Source organism: Azomonas macrocytogenes (genome assembly GCF_014191985.1).
Taxonomy (GTDB): domain Bacteria; phylum Pseudomonadota; class Gammaproteobacteria; order Pseudomonadales; family Pseudomonadaceae; genus Azomonas; species Azomonas macrocytogenes.
On the sequence record NZ_JACHXI010000003.1, the window covers coordinates 161,426 to 178,159 of the forward strand.

A 16,734-nucleotide genomic window follows, 5' to 3' on the forward strand; every position below is an offset into this window, starting at 1 on the left:
TCCGTTTTTGCGCTGTGTATGCCGGGTTTCCACGAAGGGTTAATTCGGCCAACCCTGCACTGCAGGCCAAGGCAGAGCTTGCGGAACATTAATTTTCAAGGCGTGAAGCGGCATTAGGTGGATACTCGAAGATGTCGAACCATCCAAGGGCACATGAAATGACCAAACACCCATGTGTGAACCGATGCACACCATCCAGCAAGGCATGCAAAGGCTGCCTGCGAACAGCGACCGAGATACGAGACTGGGACACCTACACAGTCGAGGAAAAGCTGAAGATCCTGGAGGATTTGGAGGTGAGAAAAAGAAGGTATGTGCCTGATCCGACTGCCTGTTCCGAAGTCGAATAGCAGGCAGGTGCTCATTTGCATCTGCATCTGGACGAAATCCCCCGCGATCTGATCGACGACATCATTCTGCTGGCTGGCATCGATAAGATTAACGATCGCAAGCGCGTACAAGTCTGGCGTACGCCGGGCGACACCTCTGGTAGCATCAACCTCTAAGGTTAAGTGGGTAAATCGATACCAACGCTTTTGCTCAAAGACGGTTTCCGCGTCTACTTCTACAGCAACGAACAGGGTGAACCTGCTCACGTGCATGTTGATCACTCTGGACGTACTGCGAAAATCTGGCTGCATGACTGCAGCGTGGCCCGGAATATCGGTTTCTCGGCTAAAGACCTTGGCCGCGTTGTTCAGTTGGTGCGTGATCACAGCAACCAGTTCCAGGAGGTTTGGAATGGCCTTTTCAGTGCCTGATACAGATACTCGGGTGATGAATGTCACCCTTGACGAGAACCTTCTGACTGTCGAATTAATGGACGGTCGACTGATTTCAACGCCTCTTGCGTGGTATCCACGCTTACTGAACGCTACACCAGCGCAACGCAGCAATTGGGAGGTTTGCGGAGCTGGCCAAGGCATTCATTGGCCCGATCTGGATGAAGACCTGAGCACCGAAGGCATGTTACGAGGCTTGCGGTCTAAGGCATCGGCTCAAGATTTGCGCGTCTAACTGTGGACATCAGCAACACAGCCAGCCGGTCAGGTCATGGAATTCCGTTATGTTACGCAAAACGATCAAAATTAGGCGCGAACACTGCCAGGTCAAGTGCGAAGCGCAAGCCGCAGCCCGCGCAACGAGGAACGAGGAACGAGTGAGCAGGAACGGGTGAGCATTCGGCGAAGCGCACACTTGACCCCACACTGACTAAAAAATCTCTTGGCTTTGCTCTGGTCCCCACGGGATCGGAGCAGATGCTGCCCGGCGAGGGATGCTTTTGCTCTTTGCTAGACTTCCCGGCTCCTTTGCAGTTTGGGAGTACTACCAATTGTCGAAGGCACGCCGTACATGGAACGACGCCGCTGCTCGCTGGGTGCGCGAAACTCAGCACAAAGCCGACCACGCCAAAGACCAAGCCAAACCACGCTGGCTCTCACCGCACCTTTCACAACGCTACTTGGACGAAATCACTCGCGACCTGGTCGACGACATCGCTCAATTCAAGCTCCAGGACTCAACACCCGCCACCGTCAACCGCTACCTCGCCCTGATACGCGCCATCCTGCACATGGCCCGCGATGAGTGGGAATGGATAGCCCGCGTACCGCGCATACGGCTCCTACACGAACAAACGAAGCGAGTCCGATGGCTAACCCCAAAAGAAGCCGAACGCCTCATATACGAGCTTCCAGAGCACCTGGCCGCCATGGCTAGATTCACCCTCGCCACAGGATTACGCCAACGCAACGTCAGCTACCTGCGTTGGGACCAGGTCGACCTGGAACGATCCATGGCCTGGATTCACGCTGACCAGGCGAAATCGCGCAAAGCCATTGCCGTGCCATTGAATACCGCCGCGATGCAGGTACTCAGGTCACAGAAAGGCAGAAATCGAGAATGGGTGTTCGTCTACAACGGCAAGCCGGTGGATCGAACCAGCACGGCAGCATGGAAGAAAGCGTTGGAGAGGGCGGGAATCAAGAACTTCAGATGGCATGACTTGCGCCACACCTGGGCGTCATGGCATGCCCAGGCAGGTACATCGCTACACGAGCTGATGGAGCTAGGAGGCTGGTCGTGCATGGAGATGGTGCTGAGATATGCCCATCTTGCGGGTGAGCATCTGAAGCGACCGGCGAGCAACATTGAACAGTTGCTGAAGTAAACGACGGCGACCTACGTGAGATGGTGCCCAGGGACGGAATCGAACCGCCGACACGGGGATTTTCAATCCCCTGCTCTACCAACTGAGCTACCTGGGCAACGGGGCGCAATTAAACGAGTTTGCAGGCTGGGTGTCAACCCGCCGGATTAAATTTTTTCAGGGTTTACCGGCGGTTAGGGGCAAGGTGTGGATTAGGTCATTTCACGGGTGGCGGAACGTAGCCTTCGGCCTGGGCGTAGTCTTCGCCGGAGAGAAATTTGTCCATCTCGCTCTGGAGGAATTTGCGATCCTCTGTGTTCATCATGTTCAGACGTTTTTCATTGATCAGCAGGGTTTGGTGTTTTTGCCATTCCTCCCATGCCTTTTGGGAGACGTTGTTGTAGATGTCTTCTCCCTTGGGGCCGGGGTAGGGCGGGCGGTCGAGGCCGGGGAGTTGTTCCTTGAATTTGCGGCAGTTCACGGTGCGGGTCATGGTATGTCTCCTGCGTTGAGCGCTTCAACCGCGTGCTTGAGCAGTTTTTTGATCGGGGCGGCGAGGCCCAGGCGCGGCGGCGAGGCCAGGTTATACCAGAGCCAGTCGGCCTCGGCCATTTGTGGCGCGGCGTTGTCGACTCTGATCAACCAGGGTTCTATGGCTAATTGAAAGTGGCTGAAGGTATGGGTGATAACGGGCAGTTCCTGACTATTGCTCAGTTGTAGTGCATGCCGTTCGGCAAGCGGTTCCAGAGCAGACAGGTCATCGAGCTCCGGCAGGCTCCACAGGCCACCCCAGAGCCCGCTGGATGGGCGACGGTAAAGCAGGACGTCACCCTGGTCATTGATCATCAACGGCATCAAGGTGCGTTTTTGCGGTAGCGTCTTGCGCGGTTTGGCGGTAGGAAAATCGGTTTCGCGGCCTAACCGATGCGCCTGGCAACTGCTTTGTAGCGGGCAGAGCAGGCAACTGGGCTTGCTGCGTGTGCAGAGTGTAGCGCCAAGGTCCATCATCGCCTGGGTGTAGTGGGCTGCTCGTGCTACGGGCATGAAGCGCTCGGCGGCCTCCCATAGACGTTTGGCCACTTTGGGTTCGCCAGGATAGCCGTCGATGGCGAGGTAGCGAGCCAGTACGCGCTTGACATTGCCGTCGAGAATCGGTGCGCGCAGGTTCATGGCGATGCTGGCGATGGCACCCGCAGTGGAGCGGCCGATGCCGGGGAGCTCTGCCAACTGTTCGACCGAGCAGGGAAATTCGCCAGCGTACTGCTCCACGACGATCTTCGCCGTCTTGTGCAGGTTGCGGGCGCGGCTGTAGTAGCCGAGCCCGGTCCATAGATGCAGGACTTCATCTTCCGGCGCGCCAGCCAATGACTGCACGGTCGGCAGCGTGGCCATGAAGTGTTCGTAGTAGCCGAGCACGGTAGCGACCTGGGTCTGCTGCAGCATGATTTCCGAAACCCAGACCCGATAAGGGGTGATGTCCTGCTGCCAGGGCAGGTCCTTGCGGCCGTGGCGGTCGAACCACTCCAATACCGCCGGGCCGAACGCTTCAGGACTCATCTATTGAACAGCCCCTTGAGCTTGTCCTTCAGCTCGGGGCTGACCTTGTCGCCCAGTTTTTTGTCGATTTTCTCGTCAAGTTTGTCCTGAAGTTTATCGCCGGCGAGCTTGGTAGCAATCTTGGTCAGGCCGTCCTGGTCCAGACGGCAGGCCTTGGCGCCCAGTTCCAGTGGTCCGCGGCAACGCAGTGGCAGTTCGATGCCGGTGTAGCGCTCGTTGATCTGGCAAGCCGGGTCGGGCATGTCGCTCTTGTCGCCTTCGAGAAGTACGCCAATGCGATAGTCCATGCCCAGCACACGCAAGTCCACGTCGCCATTTCCCTTGACGGTGAGCCCCGGAATACTGGCCTGGAGATCGCGGTTGCTGGCTACGCCATTGTTGAAGGTCAGGCTGCCGCCGAGCTTGCGGAACGGAGTGTCCTTGGCCCGTGGTTCGCTGCTGAGCGCCTTGCGGTTGAGCGTGGCGATGGCGCGGCAGATTTGCTGTTCGAGGTTGGCCTGGACCAGGACGCCGTTCTTGAGAGCGAAGTCCAGGGTGCCGTCGAGGGCGTTGACCCAGGCTCTTTGGCTGTTGCCTTGTGTGCGCAGCTTGGTGTTCAGATCGAGCAGGCCTTTGACGATGTCTTTCTGCTGCTTGGCTTCGAGCATTTGCTCGACCGGCACGTTGGCGATATGGCCCTGGAAGCCGATCTGTGGATTGTCGCTGCGGGCGTCGAGGCTGGCGTTTGCCCGGATCTGACCGCCGTGCAGGTTGCTGCGTAGCTCTTCAAGACGCAGTTGTCCGGCCGCACTGCGCGCCTTCATGCTGAAGTTTTCCAGTGGCAGCCTGGCCAGGGTCAGTTGGCCTACGGCGAAGGAAAGCTGGGTATCGAGGCGGCGCAGTTGTTCGAGCGGCAGGATTTTTTCGTTGCTCCAGCTCTGCTGGGTCGGTTTGTCCGGCAGGGGTGTAGTGCTACCGGCTGCGATGCCCGCTTCGGTTTTCTGGACTTCGCTCTTGCGTGCCGCGCTGGCGGTCTGGTCTTTCTGGTCAGCCGGGGGCAAGTAGCGGTCGAGATCGAGACGGTCACCCTTGAGGTCGACTCGCAGGGCCTGGGTGGCGAAGTCATCGATGGCCAGGCGGCCGGTCAGGGTGCTGCCATCCAGCTTGAGATTGAGTTTTTCCAAGGCTAGGCTTTTCTGCGTTCCAGCCAGTTGAGTGACCAACTCGACACTGTCCAGCGCCTTATCGTCCGCCATGGCCGGGAGCTGTTGGCCAATGCCTTGGAGAAAATCGCCGAGATTGAACTGGGCAATGGACAGGGTGCCGGAGAATTTCGGTTCGCTTTGCAGATCGTGAGCTTTCAGTTCGCCAAGCGTGCGCAGTTGATTGATATCGAGCTTCATGGCGTTCCATTCGGCGGTTTGCGCGGTAAGGTCCGCCAGCAGTTCGCCCTGTGCGCTGAAGGTTGCGGTTTTGCCCTTGAGTGGCTCGCCTGACGCTTCTCCGGTGAGCTTCAAACCTTCGAACTGGTAACGCTTGAGGCCTGTGTCGAAGCGCAGGTTGCCTTGCAGTTCGCTCTGCACGCGCATGACCGGCTGGTTGGTGCTGAACAGGGCATTGAGTTTGAGCGGGACCGGAGCGCCTTCGCGAATGGTTCCGGTGGTCAGTGCGATGTTTTCGGCGCCGAATTGCTGGCCGCTGCGGGCGTCGCGATAGGCGATGCTGGAGTTCTTAACGGTCAGGCTGTCGATATCCAGGACCAGCGGTTTGGCTGCACTGTCCGGTTCGTCGCTGTTTCCGGCCGGGGTTTCAGGTGTTTGCTCCTGTGCGGTCGTGGCCTGATCCTGCGTGGTGGCCGGCGGTTGGCCTACGCCCTCCCAGTTGCCTTTGCCTTGCTCATCACGGGCAAGCGTGAGGGCAAGGCCATCGACGGTGATATCGCTCATCTGGATCTGGCGCTGCAAGAGCGGCAACACGCGTATGGAAAGACCAAGCATGCGTAGGTTGGCGAACGGCTGGTCGGGCGTGCGCACGCTGGCCAGACGGGTGTCCTGCAGTTCCAGGCCGAGCCAGGGAAACAGGCTCCAGCCGATATTGCCGTCGATACCGAGTTCGAGCCCGGCTTTTTCGCGTGCCAGCCGGCGAATCTCGTCTTTGTAATCGTTAGGGTCGAACAGGTGGGTCAAGGCGAAGCCCAGGCCCACGATGAGCAACAACAACCCCAGGACGACTAGCCCCAGGATTTTGCCAAGCGCTTTCATGCCAAATCCTTATGTGTATCTTGAGGAAGTGACTGAGTATAGCGCGGTGCTTTCAGAGTGCAGGATCGCTCAATGTCTGCTGCGCATAAGCCATACGGCGTAAAAATAGCTTCGGAATACTCATTCTGATGCCTACCGGCCGTCCAGCGGGCGTAAATAACCTGCTGGAACGAGACTTCACGGCTCTGGAACCCGAGCGTAAATGGATTACGGACATCACGCAGATTGCCACTTTGTAAGGCAAGCTGTTCCTGTGCGTGGTACTCGACCTGTACAGCAAACTGGTGATCGGTTGGTCGATGCATCACCGCCAGGATCGGCAGAGGGTAATTCGAGCTGTGGAGATGGCGATCTGGCAACGTCAGGGTGACTGGTCGGTGATCCTGCATTCGGATCGCGGCAGCCAGTGCTGACTATCAACGATTTCTGAGTCGCAACACGTTGGTTTGCAGCATGAGTGCGGTTGGTCGTTGTGGCGATAACGCTGCCTGCGAAGGCTTCTTCCGGATGCTCAAGCGAGAGCGTGTTGCTCACCAATCGTATCGGACACGTGATGAAGCACGAGCGGATCTATTTGACTACCTTGAACGGTTTCACAACCCAAGAATGCGTCGTAGAGTCGCCCGGCAAGATTTGAAGTGTTCAACCCTTTCAAAACCGTCCGTGGAAATGGGGTAGAACCCCATATCGCACCCTGTGTAACCTAGATCCGCATGCACTCGTGGTAGAGAAACCTATTCACTCGCTCACCCACCCCGAGCATAAACGATGTCGCCTGGTGACAACCCTACTTACTCGCCTGAGATGTGTTCACTTTGTATGATCCGACTCCAGTAACAGGCCGTGGCGCCCCTGCGGGGGTGCCGAGAGCGGCACTGCCACGCGCCTCGTTTCCGCGACCCGGGATGCGCGCGCCACTGAGCCTGCCAGTGCCCGCCAACGCGAAAGGAACACGGCGGCCGAACCGAGGTTGGAAATCAGGCCCACGCGAAGGCTACCGAAACCCGCAACGAAACCACTGGCGACACCCAGCAGGTTTGCCAGGTAGACCGTTCGATAGTCGGCCTGTAACCGATTGAGATGCGTAATAGCACCCGCTCGCGGCGCCAGTAGCGCGCGAAGATCATCACGCAACAAAACGATATCGGCCGTGTCGCGCGACAGGTTCGCCAGACCGGCGAGAGAAATTGAGACAATGCTCGCGGCACTGACCACCGCCGCCTCAGGATCGGTTCCATCGCCAAGCCAAGCTGTGTGCGCACTGAGCGAACGAATCGTCGACGCTTTGGCTTGCGTGTCGAGACCGCCAAACACCGCATCGAAGCCAATGCCCTCCGTGCGCGCTTCGGCCTCGTCTTGGGGCGCGCCAGAAACATGCACGAAGCGCGCCTCGGGATGTTGCGCGCGTAAGGCTGTGACGATCTCGGCCACGCGCAGAGCGCCCTGCCGCTCAAACTGAATGACGCCCAGAATGCGGCGATCACGCGTGACGACTAGCGGCCGTACAGCCGGGTCGTCCAAGGCTTGCGCCGCGAGCCGCTCCACCAGATTCAATATCTTGCTTGAGGGTGCCACGAAATGCTCGGCCAATGCCCGCGCCGGCGTCGTGACGACAATCTCGGCACCCGAGCGATCCCAGAAACTCACCGCACCGGCATGCTGACGTCGGCTACGCGTCAAAGACGGCGTACTGTCCTCGTCGAGCTCCTGATGCAGGGCGATGGCCCGGGCGTCGTCGTGTCCTGCAAACGCAGAGGCGGCGAATACAAGCGCTTCGTACCCAGCCGCACGCGTTACCGCATTAACTTTCGCAACATTGACGCTACGCTGGACAAAATCAACGCTATCGTCGAATACATAAACGTCGACGGCCGACAACTGGTCGAGCGAGGCCGGGTGTCGAATCAAGACACCTTGGCTCAACAGCTCCGCAATCGCGGTCAGCGCCGATACGTGCGCGCTCAGGCGCGGCGCAGTCGCATAGTCCGGCCGAATCACGACTTGCGACAAACGTGGAGTGCGTGTCGCAAGCAACAGCAAGGCTGCTGCCGCTAATGCGGGTTTGGCGTTGCGGTTGGCAATCCGTTCTGCTTCGGCGCTCGAAGGCAAAGCCGTCAACACACCACGAGGGAGTGTGCCACTCAGTACGGCCAGCGTGGTATCTACGCCCACGCGCTCGACCCGCACCGTCAACGAGCCTTCACGCACAAACGTACCGGCGTAAACCCAATCGCCAACGGTCTTGTCCGCCGCACCACGTGCGCCGGTCAGAATGTCTTCGTCAATGGACGCGTTACCGTCGATTACCACTCCATCGGCGGGCAGAAAATCGCCTGCGTGCACTAGGATCGCAGCACCAGGCTTCAAGTCTCCCAAATCGATGGAGATTTCACCGTGGCGCGTGTCCTCGAGACGTGCCCATGCCAAGCGGCGGCGCTGTTCGGCAAACAAGCGTCGTTCGGCGTTCGCGACCAGCCGATTGGCCAGGGACGGCCACAATTGGCGAAAAACCGACATTACGCCTGATGCAAACGGCAGGCGATTCCAAAGCAGGAAGCCAAGGCCGGCCGTATATAGCGCGGGTAATCCGATCCGGCCGCGCGCCAAATCACGCAGAGCGGCAAACAGGTTTGGCAGCGCATAGAGGGCCGCCGCCGCAGTAGCCCAAGGGAGTAGCACAGGCCGCAGGAATTGGGCGGTAAACGAAAACGCCAACAGGCCCGTGGCCACAATGAGCTTACGTGGACGAGGCACTAGCGGCTCGCCATCCACGACTTCTGGCCAGGCGCGTTCGGCCAAGCGTAGGATCTGCTCGATGCCGATCAAGGCTGAGTCATAAACAATCAGCACGCTTGCCCCGAGCCTCACCGAGCGTACTTCCGTTACGCCATGCACGGATCGAAGCAGGTCCTCGAAACGCTCGCGTGTCCCATGCTGCCGGAGCAACGGGTGGCCGATTAACAGATGCGCCTCAGCCAGCACCCGCGTGCGGAAAGTGGTCAAGGTGTTGCCGGCTCGGGTAACACGTACCGGCAGTCCGTATGCTGGACCCGCTAGGTCAAGGGCAGCAGTGCGTGGTGCCACCGCCTGCGTCACCCCGTTGCCCACTTCGCGCAACAGTGCTGCCAGCCGTTGCCAGACCGCTGTGGCATCGGCCGACGGCGCAAGATCGATCGTGACCTTACTGTGTTCGCGCCGCACCACGATCGAGCGCACCTCGTCCAACCCAAATGCTTGATCGATCAACCAGCGGGCACGGCGATCATCGTCAAGGAAGAGATCTCCATGGATCAACTGGAGACGTCGTGCATTAAGACGTACCTCAAAAGCCCCACTGCCGCGAGGCTGTTGCCGGGCCCGGTCAAGTACGAGGTAATCCGAGGTGTCGCGCCTCGATACGACGTGCGTACCCAAAACCATACCCTTCTCCTTATTGATAAAAGGAATTTCATTTGTCAATAAGGGTATTTGACCACCAGCAGCGCCGTCTAATAATCTCGCGCCATTAGTATATGTCATGTGAATGTCATGAGTATTTTTGAAGGAGCCGATATGACGCGGGAGTTAATAGCGCAGTCCCCCATTGGAGATGCCGATCATTCAGATCAAGGCCATCCGCAGCCCGGTGACGCTTCAAGTCAGTCGAGCAGTACGCGAATCACAAATGTCTTCGGCGAACTGTATGCGGCAATTGCAGGGCGGGCTCTTGTATTTATCGAAACATTGGCCGATCAACGCGCAGAAGTCCAGGCTACCCGCCTGACCCAACTTCGTGCCCTTAAAAAATCCAAAGCGATTGAAGCACAGCAGGAAATACCCAAACCAAAATCTGCCCGCAGTCAGTCTCGGTAACGATCGCCTCAAACCAGGGTTTCAGCGAGAAGTGGCCTTGCCTTAATGGTGAGTTGATTTATCTACACACTTACACACCCCAACAGTCAGACGTGGAATGCCATCTTTGAATACGCCTATCAAGACTCGCCAACTGGCGGCAAGTGCTGAATTAGCGTCACACTCTTTGTCTTCGCGCACTGCACTTATACGTCAGCCGTCCGGATCAGCCACACCATACGTCGATGTCTCCCAGGCAGGCTTGATCAAGATCGTTGGCGCACCATTCATCGCCGATCCAACCGGCTTGCTCGCACGCAGTTTTTTCGAGCGCGCATTCGGCGATGCCACGGTCGATAGCGTCTCTATCGATATGCAGAAGGAAACGGTAGAAATTCGTTATTCTGCGAATGACAGCAACCTAGCCGGGCAAATCGTGCGATTATCCCGGCTGATTGCTGGTGCAATCAAAACGGAGAAACCCGTTGCCCTACCCGTAACCTGGGGGCGCGGGGGCGGTACACGAATACGCCTGCACCGCTATGGCAAAATTCTGTCCGGCTGGGCCGTCAAGCACGAAATCCAAGGACGTATCCGTTTCGAGAATCCGGTACTGCTTCGGCGGCGTGCTTTGCACCAAGCCTTGGAAGCTGAGCTGATCAATGCGCTCGGCGTTGACAAATTTTCTATCCAGGAATTGACTGGTTCGGTCCTGATTCACTACAACCCCAAGCAAATACAGAAACACCAGATCGTCGAATTGCTTGATACCGCGCTCGAAAAGACCGAGGATTTTACTCTTTCCCCGATCGATCTCGATCTGCCTGTGTCGGCTGCCTCCATCATCGTTTCGGCGGCCAGCCAGTTCTTGTTCCCGCTACTGACGCCCCTGAGCGCTGCGCTGTTTATTTATTCAGTCATTCCAAGCTTCAAGGGTGCATACGACGTCGTCGTGAAGGAGAAACGCCTAGGCGTGGATTTGCTCGATGCGATCGTCGTTTCCGCGTGTTTGGCGACCAACCAAATTTTTGCCGGCTCGGTGCTGGCAATGACCTTGAGTATCTCACGTAAATTGGTCGAACGAACTGAGCGTGATTCCAAGCGCATGTTGCTCAACGTATTTGGCAAGCAGCCGCGCTTCGTCTGGCTTGATGTCGATGGCACCGCAGTAGAAACGCCGCTCGAAAAAATCAAGAATGGCGACGTCATCATCATTCATACCGGAGAATCGGTACCGGTAGATGGCGAAGTCGTCGATGGCATGGCGATGATCGATCAGCATGCGCTGACAGGTGAATCTGCTCCCGCTGAGAAGATCAAAGGGGACAAGGTACTGGCCTCAACCACGCTGATCGCCGGCAAGGTTCGCGTCGCTGTAACGAGCGCGGGTCAAGATACGACGGCCGCTAAATTGGCGAAAATCCTCAATGAGACTTCGGGGCATACCCTGAAAGCGCAATCTAAGGGCCAAGCGCTGGCCGATCGGGCAGTCGCTCCAACCTTGGGCTTGGGCGCATTGGGTTTGGTGACACGCGGTGCCAACAGTGCGGTCGCCGTGGCGAACTGCGATCTCGGCACAGGCATCCGCATGGCGGCACCGATCGCCATGCTATCGTCGCTGACGCTGGCTGCACAACGCGGGATTCTGGTGAAGTCAGGCCGCGCATTGGAAACCATGAGCGAAATCGATACGTTTCTGTTCGACAAGACTGGTACTTTGACGCGTGAACGGCCCGAGGTTGGTCGAATCCTGACCTTCGACAAGCACGATGAGAATCAAATTTTGGCGTGGGCCGCCGCCGCAGAGAATAAATTCAGCCATCCAATCGCGAAGGCGGTGCTTGATCGCTTCAACCAACTCGGCCAGCCGATACCCGAAACCGACGAGACCAAATATGCAGTCGGCTATGGCATCACGGTTGGAGTGGAAGGCCACCTCGTCCACGTCGGCAGCGCGCGCTTTTTGACGCACGAAGGTATCTCGCTGCCGACTGAGCTCGATCGGGAAATCGAGCGCGTGCATGACGAAGGCAATTCGCTCATCGTGATCGGTGTGGATGGCGTGCTGGGTGGCGCTCTCGAACTAAAGGCCGCGCAGCGCAACGAAGCACAATTTGTAATCGACGGCCTGCGCGCGCGCGGTGCCAAGCATTTGGCAATTATTTCCGGCGATCATGAACAGCCCACGCGCAACCTTGCGCATAAGCTCGGTATGGATCGTTATTTCGCGGAGGTGTTGCCGCAAGACAAGGCACGTTACGTCAGGAAACTACAGAAAGAAGGCCGCCGAGTCTGCTTCATCGGCGACGGCGTTAACGATTCGATCGCTTTGAAGCAAGCTGATGTCTCGATCTCGCTGCGTGGTGCCTCAAGCATCGCCATCGATACGGCACAGGTGGTATTCATGGAAGAGGATCTCGAGAAACTCCTTCAACTATATGATGTGGCCGACGCTCTTCAGCGTAATATCAAGCGTAGCTGGCGCATGATCGTGGGTGCCAATGCAGCCTGTATTGCCGGCGCACTATTTGGCAATTTTGGCGTCATGCACTCGATGGTATTCAACCAGATCGGCGGCTTACTGGCTGTAGGTAATGGCCTGCTGCCCTTGCGCGAAGCTGCAAAGCTACAGCGCGAAAAAGATGAACTTGCATATTTTATTGCTGCACATAGCGAGAGCATAGTCTCGAACTAAGCGATTGAACGCAGTGCCCTTTTTTAGTGGCCTGCCCAGCAACGAATCAGGAGATGAATTTGCCGCAACATTATGGTCGAATTCAATATCTGAGAGATGCGGCCCGGATGGGACTCGCTTCCGACGCTGCCTTCTCGCGAGAAAAATTACGGCAGCGCCGGAATCGATTGATGATCGATTATCACCCCGATCATGGTGGGTCGAACCATATAGCAAGCGAGATCAATGTTACCTACGCGCGGATGGTTGCTTGGCTAGATAAACGCGATGCGCGGGATCGTGCGCGCCAACGTCTCAGTGCGCAGTTGCCTGCAACTTCTACTTCCGGGAAGGTCGCACAACATACAGAGACAGAGCCGACTCGCTCGGCGCTGTCGGAAACATTGCGAGCTGGAGCAAGTCAACTCTGGGCAGTGGCACTGGTGGTGGTAGCGACCTATGCAGCACTTCGCCGAGACAAGAACGAGTGAGTTTGCAATACTTCAGGCCGTGGTTTCCGAAATAAAGCCTGCGCCGCGCAATACCGCTTCAAGTCGCTCTTTCAACTCCTCTTTGCGAGCCTTCGTAAATAAAAGACGCGCCCACGCTGGAGCTGCACCGTATACCTCAATTCGCTCGTTGAAGAAAACGATCTCGATCGTCACTGGATCGGCCAGGATGCGCAGAAATTTTTCCTCACCGCGCTTGAGCCATTTGTAGGAAACCTCTCGCTCGAAAAGCGCTGCATTTTCGTCGAGTTGTGCTTCAACGGCGTGTCGCTTTTGGGACGTCAAGGTTGAATTGACTGGGAATACGTAAATTTGTTCAAGATCCATGATGTTGGGTATATCTCTAGCAGTTAGGATTGGTCTGCGCGGTCTACTGGCATTCTCGCATTGTGGATACGTGCTCGCAGTATCGAAGGAAGTAGCTGAGCCAGTACGGCTCGTCCGGGGCGGACCCGCCGGTACAGGCCCCAGCATCATCAGCAGTAGCTGGCTCCATTTAAGTTGGACCAAATCACCCAACCCGTAGCAGCAATGATCCAGCACGGCAGCTAGCGCATTGAGGCGTAACTGGCGCGCGCACCCCAATAACCATGCTTTAATCTTTGTCCAGAGCTTCCTTCCCGAGGCAATGCTGAGTGCCGCGACAGCAAGCGATGCGATGCCGGCAATTGCGCCGGTCATCACGGCCAAGCCGTCGCGCTCCGCCAAGCCGAGCGCAACGAGAAAAGCCGATGCCGCATGCTGCACACCACCGCCAATAATTGGAGCCATGCTGGCAAGGCCAAGCAGAAACAAAATCAACCCTAGGACGACGTTCATCGCTGGATGAAACACCCAGCTCCAACGCTGGCATGTAGCCTGCTCGGTACCTTCGATCAGATTCGAAATGCCGTGAATCAAAAGGCTGAGCGAATTTCGGGGAATCTTCCGACGCAGCAGACAACGTGGTAAATTGATACGACGACGGCCCAGCATCATATGGGCTCCAAGCGCGGCGGTCACACCGCCAGACAGCGGCTTGACATTGGATATGTCAAACACTCCAGCAGCCGCAAAAAAGGTGATCGAAGAAGCCGGGGAGTCCTTGCCCAACGCTTCAATGATATGATGAACCGTGAAATGTCGTCTCTGCGGGTACTTCGACAGCACGTTCCGCAAGCGTGCTGAAAACCTCTCCCGGTCATGTGAACTACTCGTATCAGACAGCGACGCGGCACGCGCAAGACGAGCTTGGCCATTACGCTGATTAGCGCGATGGGCTGTATTACCATCTGGAGTATGAGTCGCCATAAAAAATAACGCATAAGGAATGAGAATTAAGTAATAAGAGCCAAAAACAATCTACCTCACATTATAAATAAACCGTGCTGCCTACCAATTTCATCTCTTCTTTCAGTAAATCATACTCTCCCTCCGGCATTATCCGCAAAATCCAAAACACGAAAATCTTATATTAAAAACGCATATCATAAACACGAAAACCCTATTGCTAATAAAGCCACAATCAATGTTTAATTAAACCATAATGTGTAATTCATACGTTTGACATATAGGTTATGGCAAGGCAGCAGTCAGCCAAAAGGTACGGTTATTTTATTTGTAAAAGTACAGTCATGCTGGCCTATAAATATCAATCGGTAAGTCTGGCGAACAACGATTTTTCTGCTCGAGTCTCCATTCTTAAACATAAATGGGAGTCTCCATTTTTAAACATAAATAAAGGGATGTTATGACGGCACAATCTATAAGTGATCCTGATGAATCAGCGATTGCCCCTGCCGCTAATCCGGGACTCAAGGCACAGTGCCTAAGTTATGCGGAAGTACTGGCCCAGTCTGTATCGGTTATTGCACCATCTACCGTACCCGCCGCTATTCTAGGACTTATATTTGCTACGTCGGGTAACGGTGCCTGGCTCAGTTTTCTGCTCGGAATGGCGGGGCTCGTTCTGGTCAGCATCAATATCAACCGATTCGCCCAGCGATCAGCTTCGGCCGGATCGCTCTACAGCTATATCGTTCAAGGCCTAGGCCCGACGGCGGGTGCGCTTGGTGGATGGGCCTTGCTGTTTGGTTATGTGCTGACAGGGATGTCGACTCTTTGTGGTTTTGTGATCGTCGCGCAAAATCTGCTGACAGCACTCGGTTTGTCCATTCCCGTAACGATCCTTGCCAGCGCTGCACTTGTGAGTGCCGGTTGGCTAGCGGCACGCGACGTACAGTTTTCCGTTAAAGCCATGCTGGCGTTCGAGAGTGCTTCAATTGCCGCTGTACTCATACTGGGTATCGCTGTCTGGCAACACCAGGGATTTTCGCTGGATCATGCGCAGCTGACCCTCTCGGGCGCGACGCCTGGAGGGGTTCTAATGGGGATTGTGCTGGTAGTGTTCGGTTTCTCGGGGTTCGAGAGTTCGACTGCGCTGGGCGAAGAAGCCAAAGATCCCCTCAAAACGATCCCACGCTCCGTTACCCATAGCGTTATTGTGTCCGGGCTGATCTTCATCTTCATGACCTACGTGGTCGTTCTCGGTTTTCGCGACCTCCCCGACAATCTCGCTGAAACCGATTCGCCACTATCCCTTCTCTCGAACAAATTGGGCCTCCCATGGCTCGGCACATTCATCGACATCGGCGTTCTGCTGAGCTTTTTCTCGTGCACGCTCGCTTCGATCAACGCGACGGCTCGAATCGTTTACTCCATGGCGCGGCAAGGTCTTGCGCCGCGTGTATTAGGTCGCGCTCACCGCGTCAACAAAACGCCTCATGTCGCGATTGCCTTCGCATCTGGCTTGACGTTGCTTGCGGTCATTGCACTGATTCTGTCCGGTGTATCAGCATACGATGGACAAGGCTATTTCGGGACCTTGTGCAGTTTTGGCTTTCTTTCCGTCTACATCTTGATCGCCATCGCTGCACCGGCCTATTTGAGAAAAATAGGCTCGCTCACCAAGAGCGCAGTCCTGATTGCAATTTTCGCCGTCGTGTTCATGGCCATTCCTTTTCTTGGCGTCATCGGTGTCCCCGGCAGTGCATTGTTTCCCCCACCAAGCTATCCCGACAATCTATTGATCTGGGGGTTCGTGGCGTACATGGTGGTCGGCGCGAGTTGGTTGATCACGCTGCGCCGCTTACGCCCGGAAACTATTACTCATGTATTCGAGGCCAATGACCGCTTGCATTGAGCCGCGCGAAGCAAGGTTTTTCCCCAACGGCCGAACTGCCGGCATAACTCTGGAGATCATGTAATGTCTACTATCCAACAAGAAGCGGTGCAACCCGACCCTCTCGTCAGTCTGGGCGAGGCGATCGAATCGGCGGCGGGTTCCGTCAGTGGGGTCGCGGCTAACGCAAGCGTCTCAGCCAAGGCTGCGGCTCGCAAAGTCAAAGCCACGGCCAATTCCGGTGCTTATCATGCAGCCTATGGTGTCGCATACGGTGTCGTATTCAGTGCGGTGTTCCTCGTCGAACTGTTGCCGGAGAACAACGTTCTCCGTCGTGGTCTCGAAAATGGCGCGGAAGAAGGCCTCGACGCGGCCATCACAAAATCTGCCGCGCGCCGTGCCAAGCATCGTGTACTCATCGAGGCAGAGGAAGAAGAGCTTGAATTCGATCAAGAGGATGACGCAGTTCCTCATGTAGAGGAAAAGACCGCGCCGTCGAAAAAGAAGAGTACCGATAAATCTAATTGACTCCCCCTATAAAGGGAGGGGGAGGGGACTCCTGCTTCAATGAGGATAGGGATCAAGAATAGAGCTTCAAGAACTATTTTCGAGAA

14 protein-coding genes, 1 tRNA gene and 1 pseudogene are annotated in these 16,734 nt (G+C 56.3%); 10 read left to right on the plus strand and 6 right to left on the minus strand.

Annotated elements, in window-relative coordinates:
• Nucleotides 1–158 precede the first annotated feature (158 nt).
• From FHR87_RS19615 to FHR87_RS04675, 4 genes are all read left to right on the plus strand, one after another.
• A complete protein-coding gene (locus tag FHR87_RS19615; RefSeq protein ID WP_420826724.1) occupies nucleotides 159–350 on the plus strand; it encodes a DUF1289 domain-containing protein in 192 nt (63 codons plus the stop codon).
• A gap of 15 nt (nucleotides 351–365) precedes the next feature.
• Nucleotides 366–506, plus strand: a complete 141-nt coding sequence (locus FHR87_RS19620) for a hypothetical protein (protein ID WP_183165554.1) — start codon at nucleotides 366–368, stop codon at nucleotides 504–506.
• 313 nt (nucleotides 507–819) lie between these two features.
• Nucleotides 820–1,017 (plus strand): DUF2442 domain-containing protein, encoded by a 198-nt coding sequence (locus tag FHR87_RS04670; RefSeq protein WP_246335790.1) that lies wholly within the window; start codon nucleotides 820–822, stop codon nucleotides 1,015–1,017.
• 316 nt (nucleotides 1,018–1,333) lie between these two features.
• The gene (locus FHR87_RS04675) at nucleotides 1,334–2,170 is read left to right on the plus strand and encodes a tyrosine-type recombinase/integrase (protein WP_221189730.1); all 837 of its coding nucleotides are present in this window, start codon (nucleotides 1,334–1,336) and stop codon (nucleotides 2,168–2,170) included.
• Nucleotides 2,171–2,191: 21 nt separating this feature from the next.
• Here the strand turns inward: FHR87_RS04675 and FHR87_RS04680 are convergent.
• From FHR87_RS04680 to FHR87_RS04695, 4 genes are all read right to left on the minus strand, one after another.
• Nucleotides 2,192–2,267, minus strand: a tRNA-Phe gene (locus tag FHR87_RS04680).
• Nucleotides 2,268–2,366: 99 nt separating this feature from the next.
• Nucleotides 2,367–2,642, minus strand: a complete 276-nt coding sequence (locus FHR87_RS04685; protein WP_183165556.1) for an oxidative damage protection protein — start codon at nucleotides 2,640–2,642, stop codon at nucleotides 2,367–2,369.
• Nucleotides 2,639–3,706, minus strand: coding sequence for an A/G-specific adenine glycosylase (mutY, locus tag FHR87_RS04690; RefSeq protein ID WP_183165557.1), 1,068 nt, complete (start codon nucleotides 3,704–3,706; stop codon nucleotides 2,639–2,641). Before mutY ends, FHR87_RS04685 begins: the two co-directional genes overlap by 4 nt.
• A complete protein-coding gene (locus tag FHR87_RS04695) occupies nucleotides 3,703–5,946 on the minus strand; it encodes an AsmA family protein (protein WP_183165558.1) in 2,244 nt (747 codons plus the stop codon). Before FHR87_RS04695 ends, mutY begins: the two co-directional genes overlap by 4 nt.
• A 137-nt stretch (nucleotides 5,947–6,083) precedes the next feature.
• Here FHR87_RS04695 and FHR87_RS04700 point away from each other — a divergent pair.
• Nucleotides 6,084–6,624: pseudogene (locus FHR87_RS04700) on the plus strand (IS3 family transposase); the annotation flags it as partial.
• 132 nt (nucleotides 6,625–6,756) lie between these two features.
• Here FHR87_RS04700 and FHR87_RS04705 read toward each other — a convergent pair.
• Complete coding sequence (locus tag FHR87_RS04705) at nucleotides 6,757–9,366, minus strand: P-type ATPase actuator domain-containing protein (RefSeq protein ID WP_183165559.1); 2,610 nt, start codon at nucleotides 9,364–9,366, stop codon at nucleotides 6,757–6,759.
• 108 nt (nucleotides 9,367–9,474) lie between these two features.
• Here FHR87_RS04705 and FHR87_RS04710 point away from each other — a divergent pair, with 108 nt between their 5' ends.
• The 3 genes from FHR87_RS04710 (at nucleotide 9,475) to FHR87_RS04720 (ending at nucleotide 12,942) form a co-directional block, all read left to right on the plus strand.
• Complete coding sequence (locus tag FHR87_RS04710; RefSeq protein WP_183165560.1) at nucleotides 9,475–9,798, plus strand: hypothetical protein; 324 nt, start codon at nucleotides 9,475–9,477, stop codon at nucleotides 9,796–9,798.
• A 106-nt stretch (nucleotides 9,799–9,904) separates the two neighbouring features.
• Nucleotides 9,905–12,472 (plus strand): heavy metal translocating P-type ATPase, encoded by a 2,568-nt coding sequence (locus FHR87_RS04715; RefSeq protein ID WP_221189731.1) that lies wholly within the window; start codon nucleotides 9,905–9,907, stop codon nucleotides 12,470–12,472.
• A 53-nt stretch (nucleotides 12,473–12,525) separates the two neighbouring features.
• Complete coding sequence (locus FHR87_RS04720; protein WP_183165562.1) at nucleotides 12,526–12,942, plus strand: J domain-containing protein; 417 nt, start codon at nucleotides 12,526–12,528, stop codon at nucleotides 12,940–12,942.
• Between the two features lie 12 nt (nucleotides 12,943–12,954).
• Here FHR87_RS04720 and FHR87_RS04725 read toward each other — a convergent pair whose 3' ends face one another.
• Nucleotides 12,955–14,118, minus strand: coding sequence for an exopolysaccharide biosynthesis protein (locus FHR87_RS04725; protein WP_183165563.1), 1,164 nt, complete (start codon nucleotides 14,116–14,118; stop codon nucleotides 12,955–12,957).
• A 571-nt stretch (nucleotides 14,119–14,689) separates the two neighbouring features.
• Between FHR87_RS04725 and FHR87_RS04730 the strand changes: the two genes are divergently transcribed.
• Nucleotides 14,690–16,141, plus strand: a complete 1,452-nt coding sequence (locus tag FHR87_RS04730; protein WP_183165564.1) for an APC family permease — start codon at nucleotides 14,690–14,692, stop codon at nucleotides 16,139–16,141.
• Between the two features lie 63 nt (nucleotides 16,142–16,204).
• Nucleotides 16,205–16,648 carry a hypothetical protein gene (locus FHR87_RS04735; RefSeq protein ID WP_183165565.1) on the plus strand — a complete coding sequence of 148 codons (444 nt, stop codon included), beginning with the start codon at nucleotides 16,205–16,207 and terminating at the stop codon, nucleotides 16,646–16,648.
• The last annotated feature ends 86 nt before the right edge of the window (nucleotides 16,649–16,734 follow it).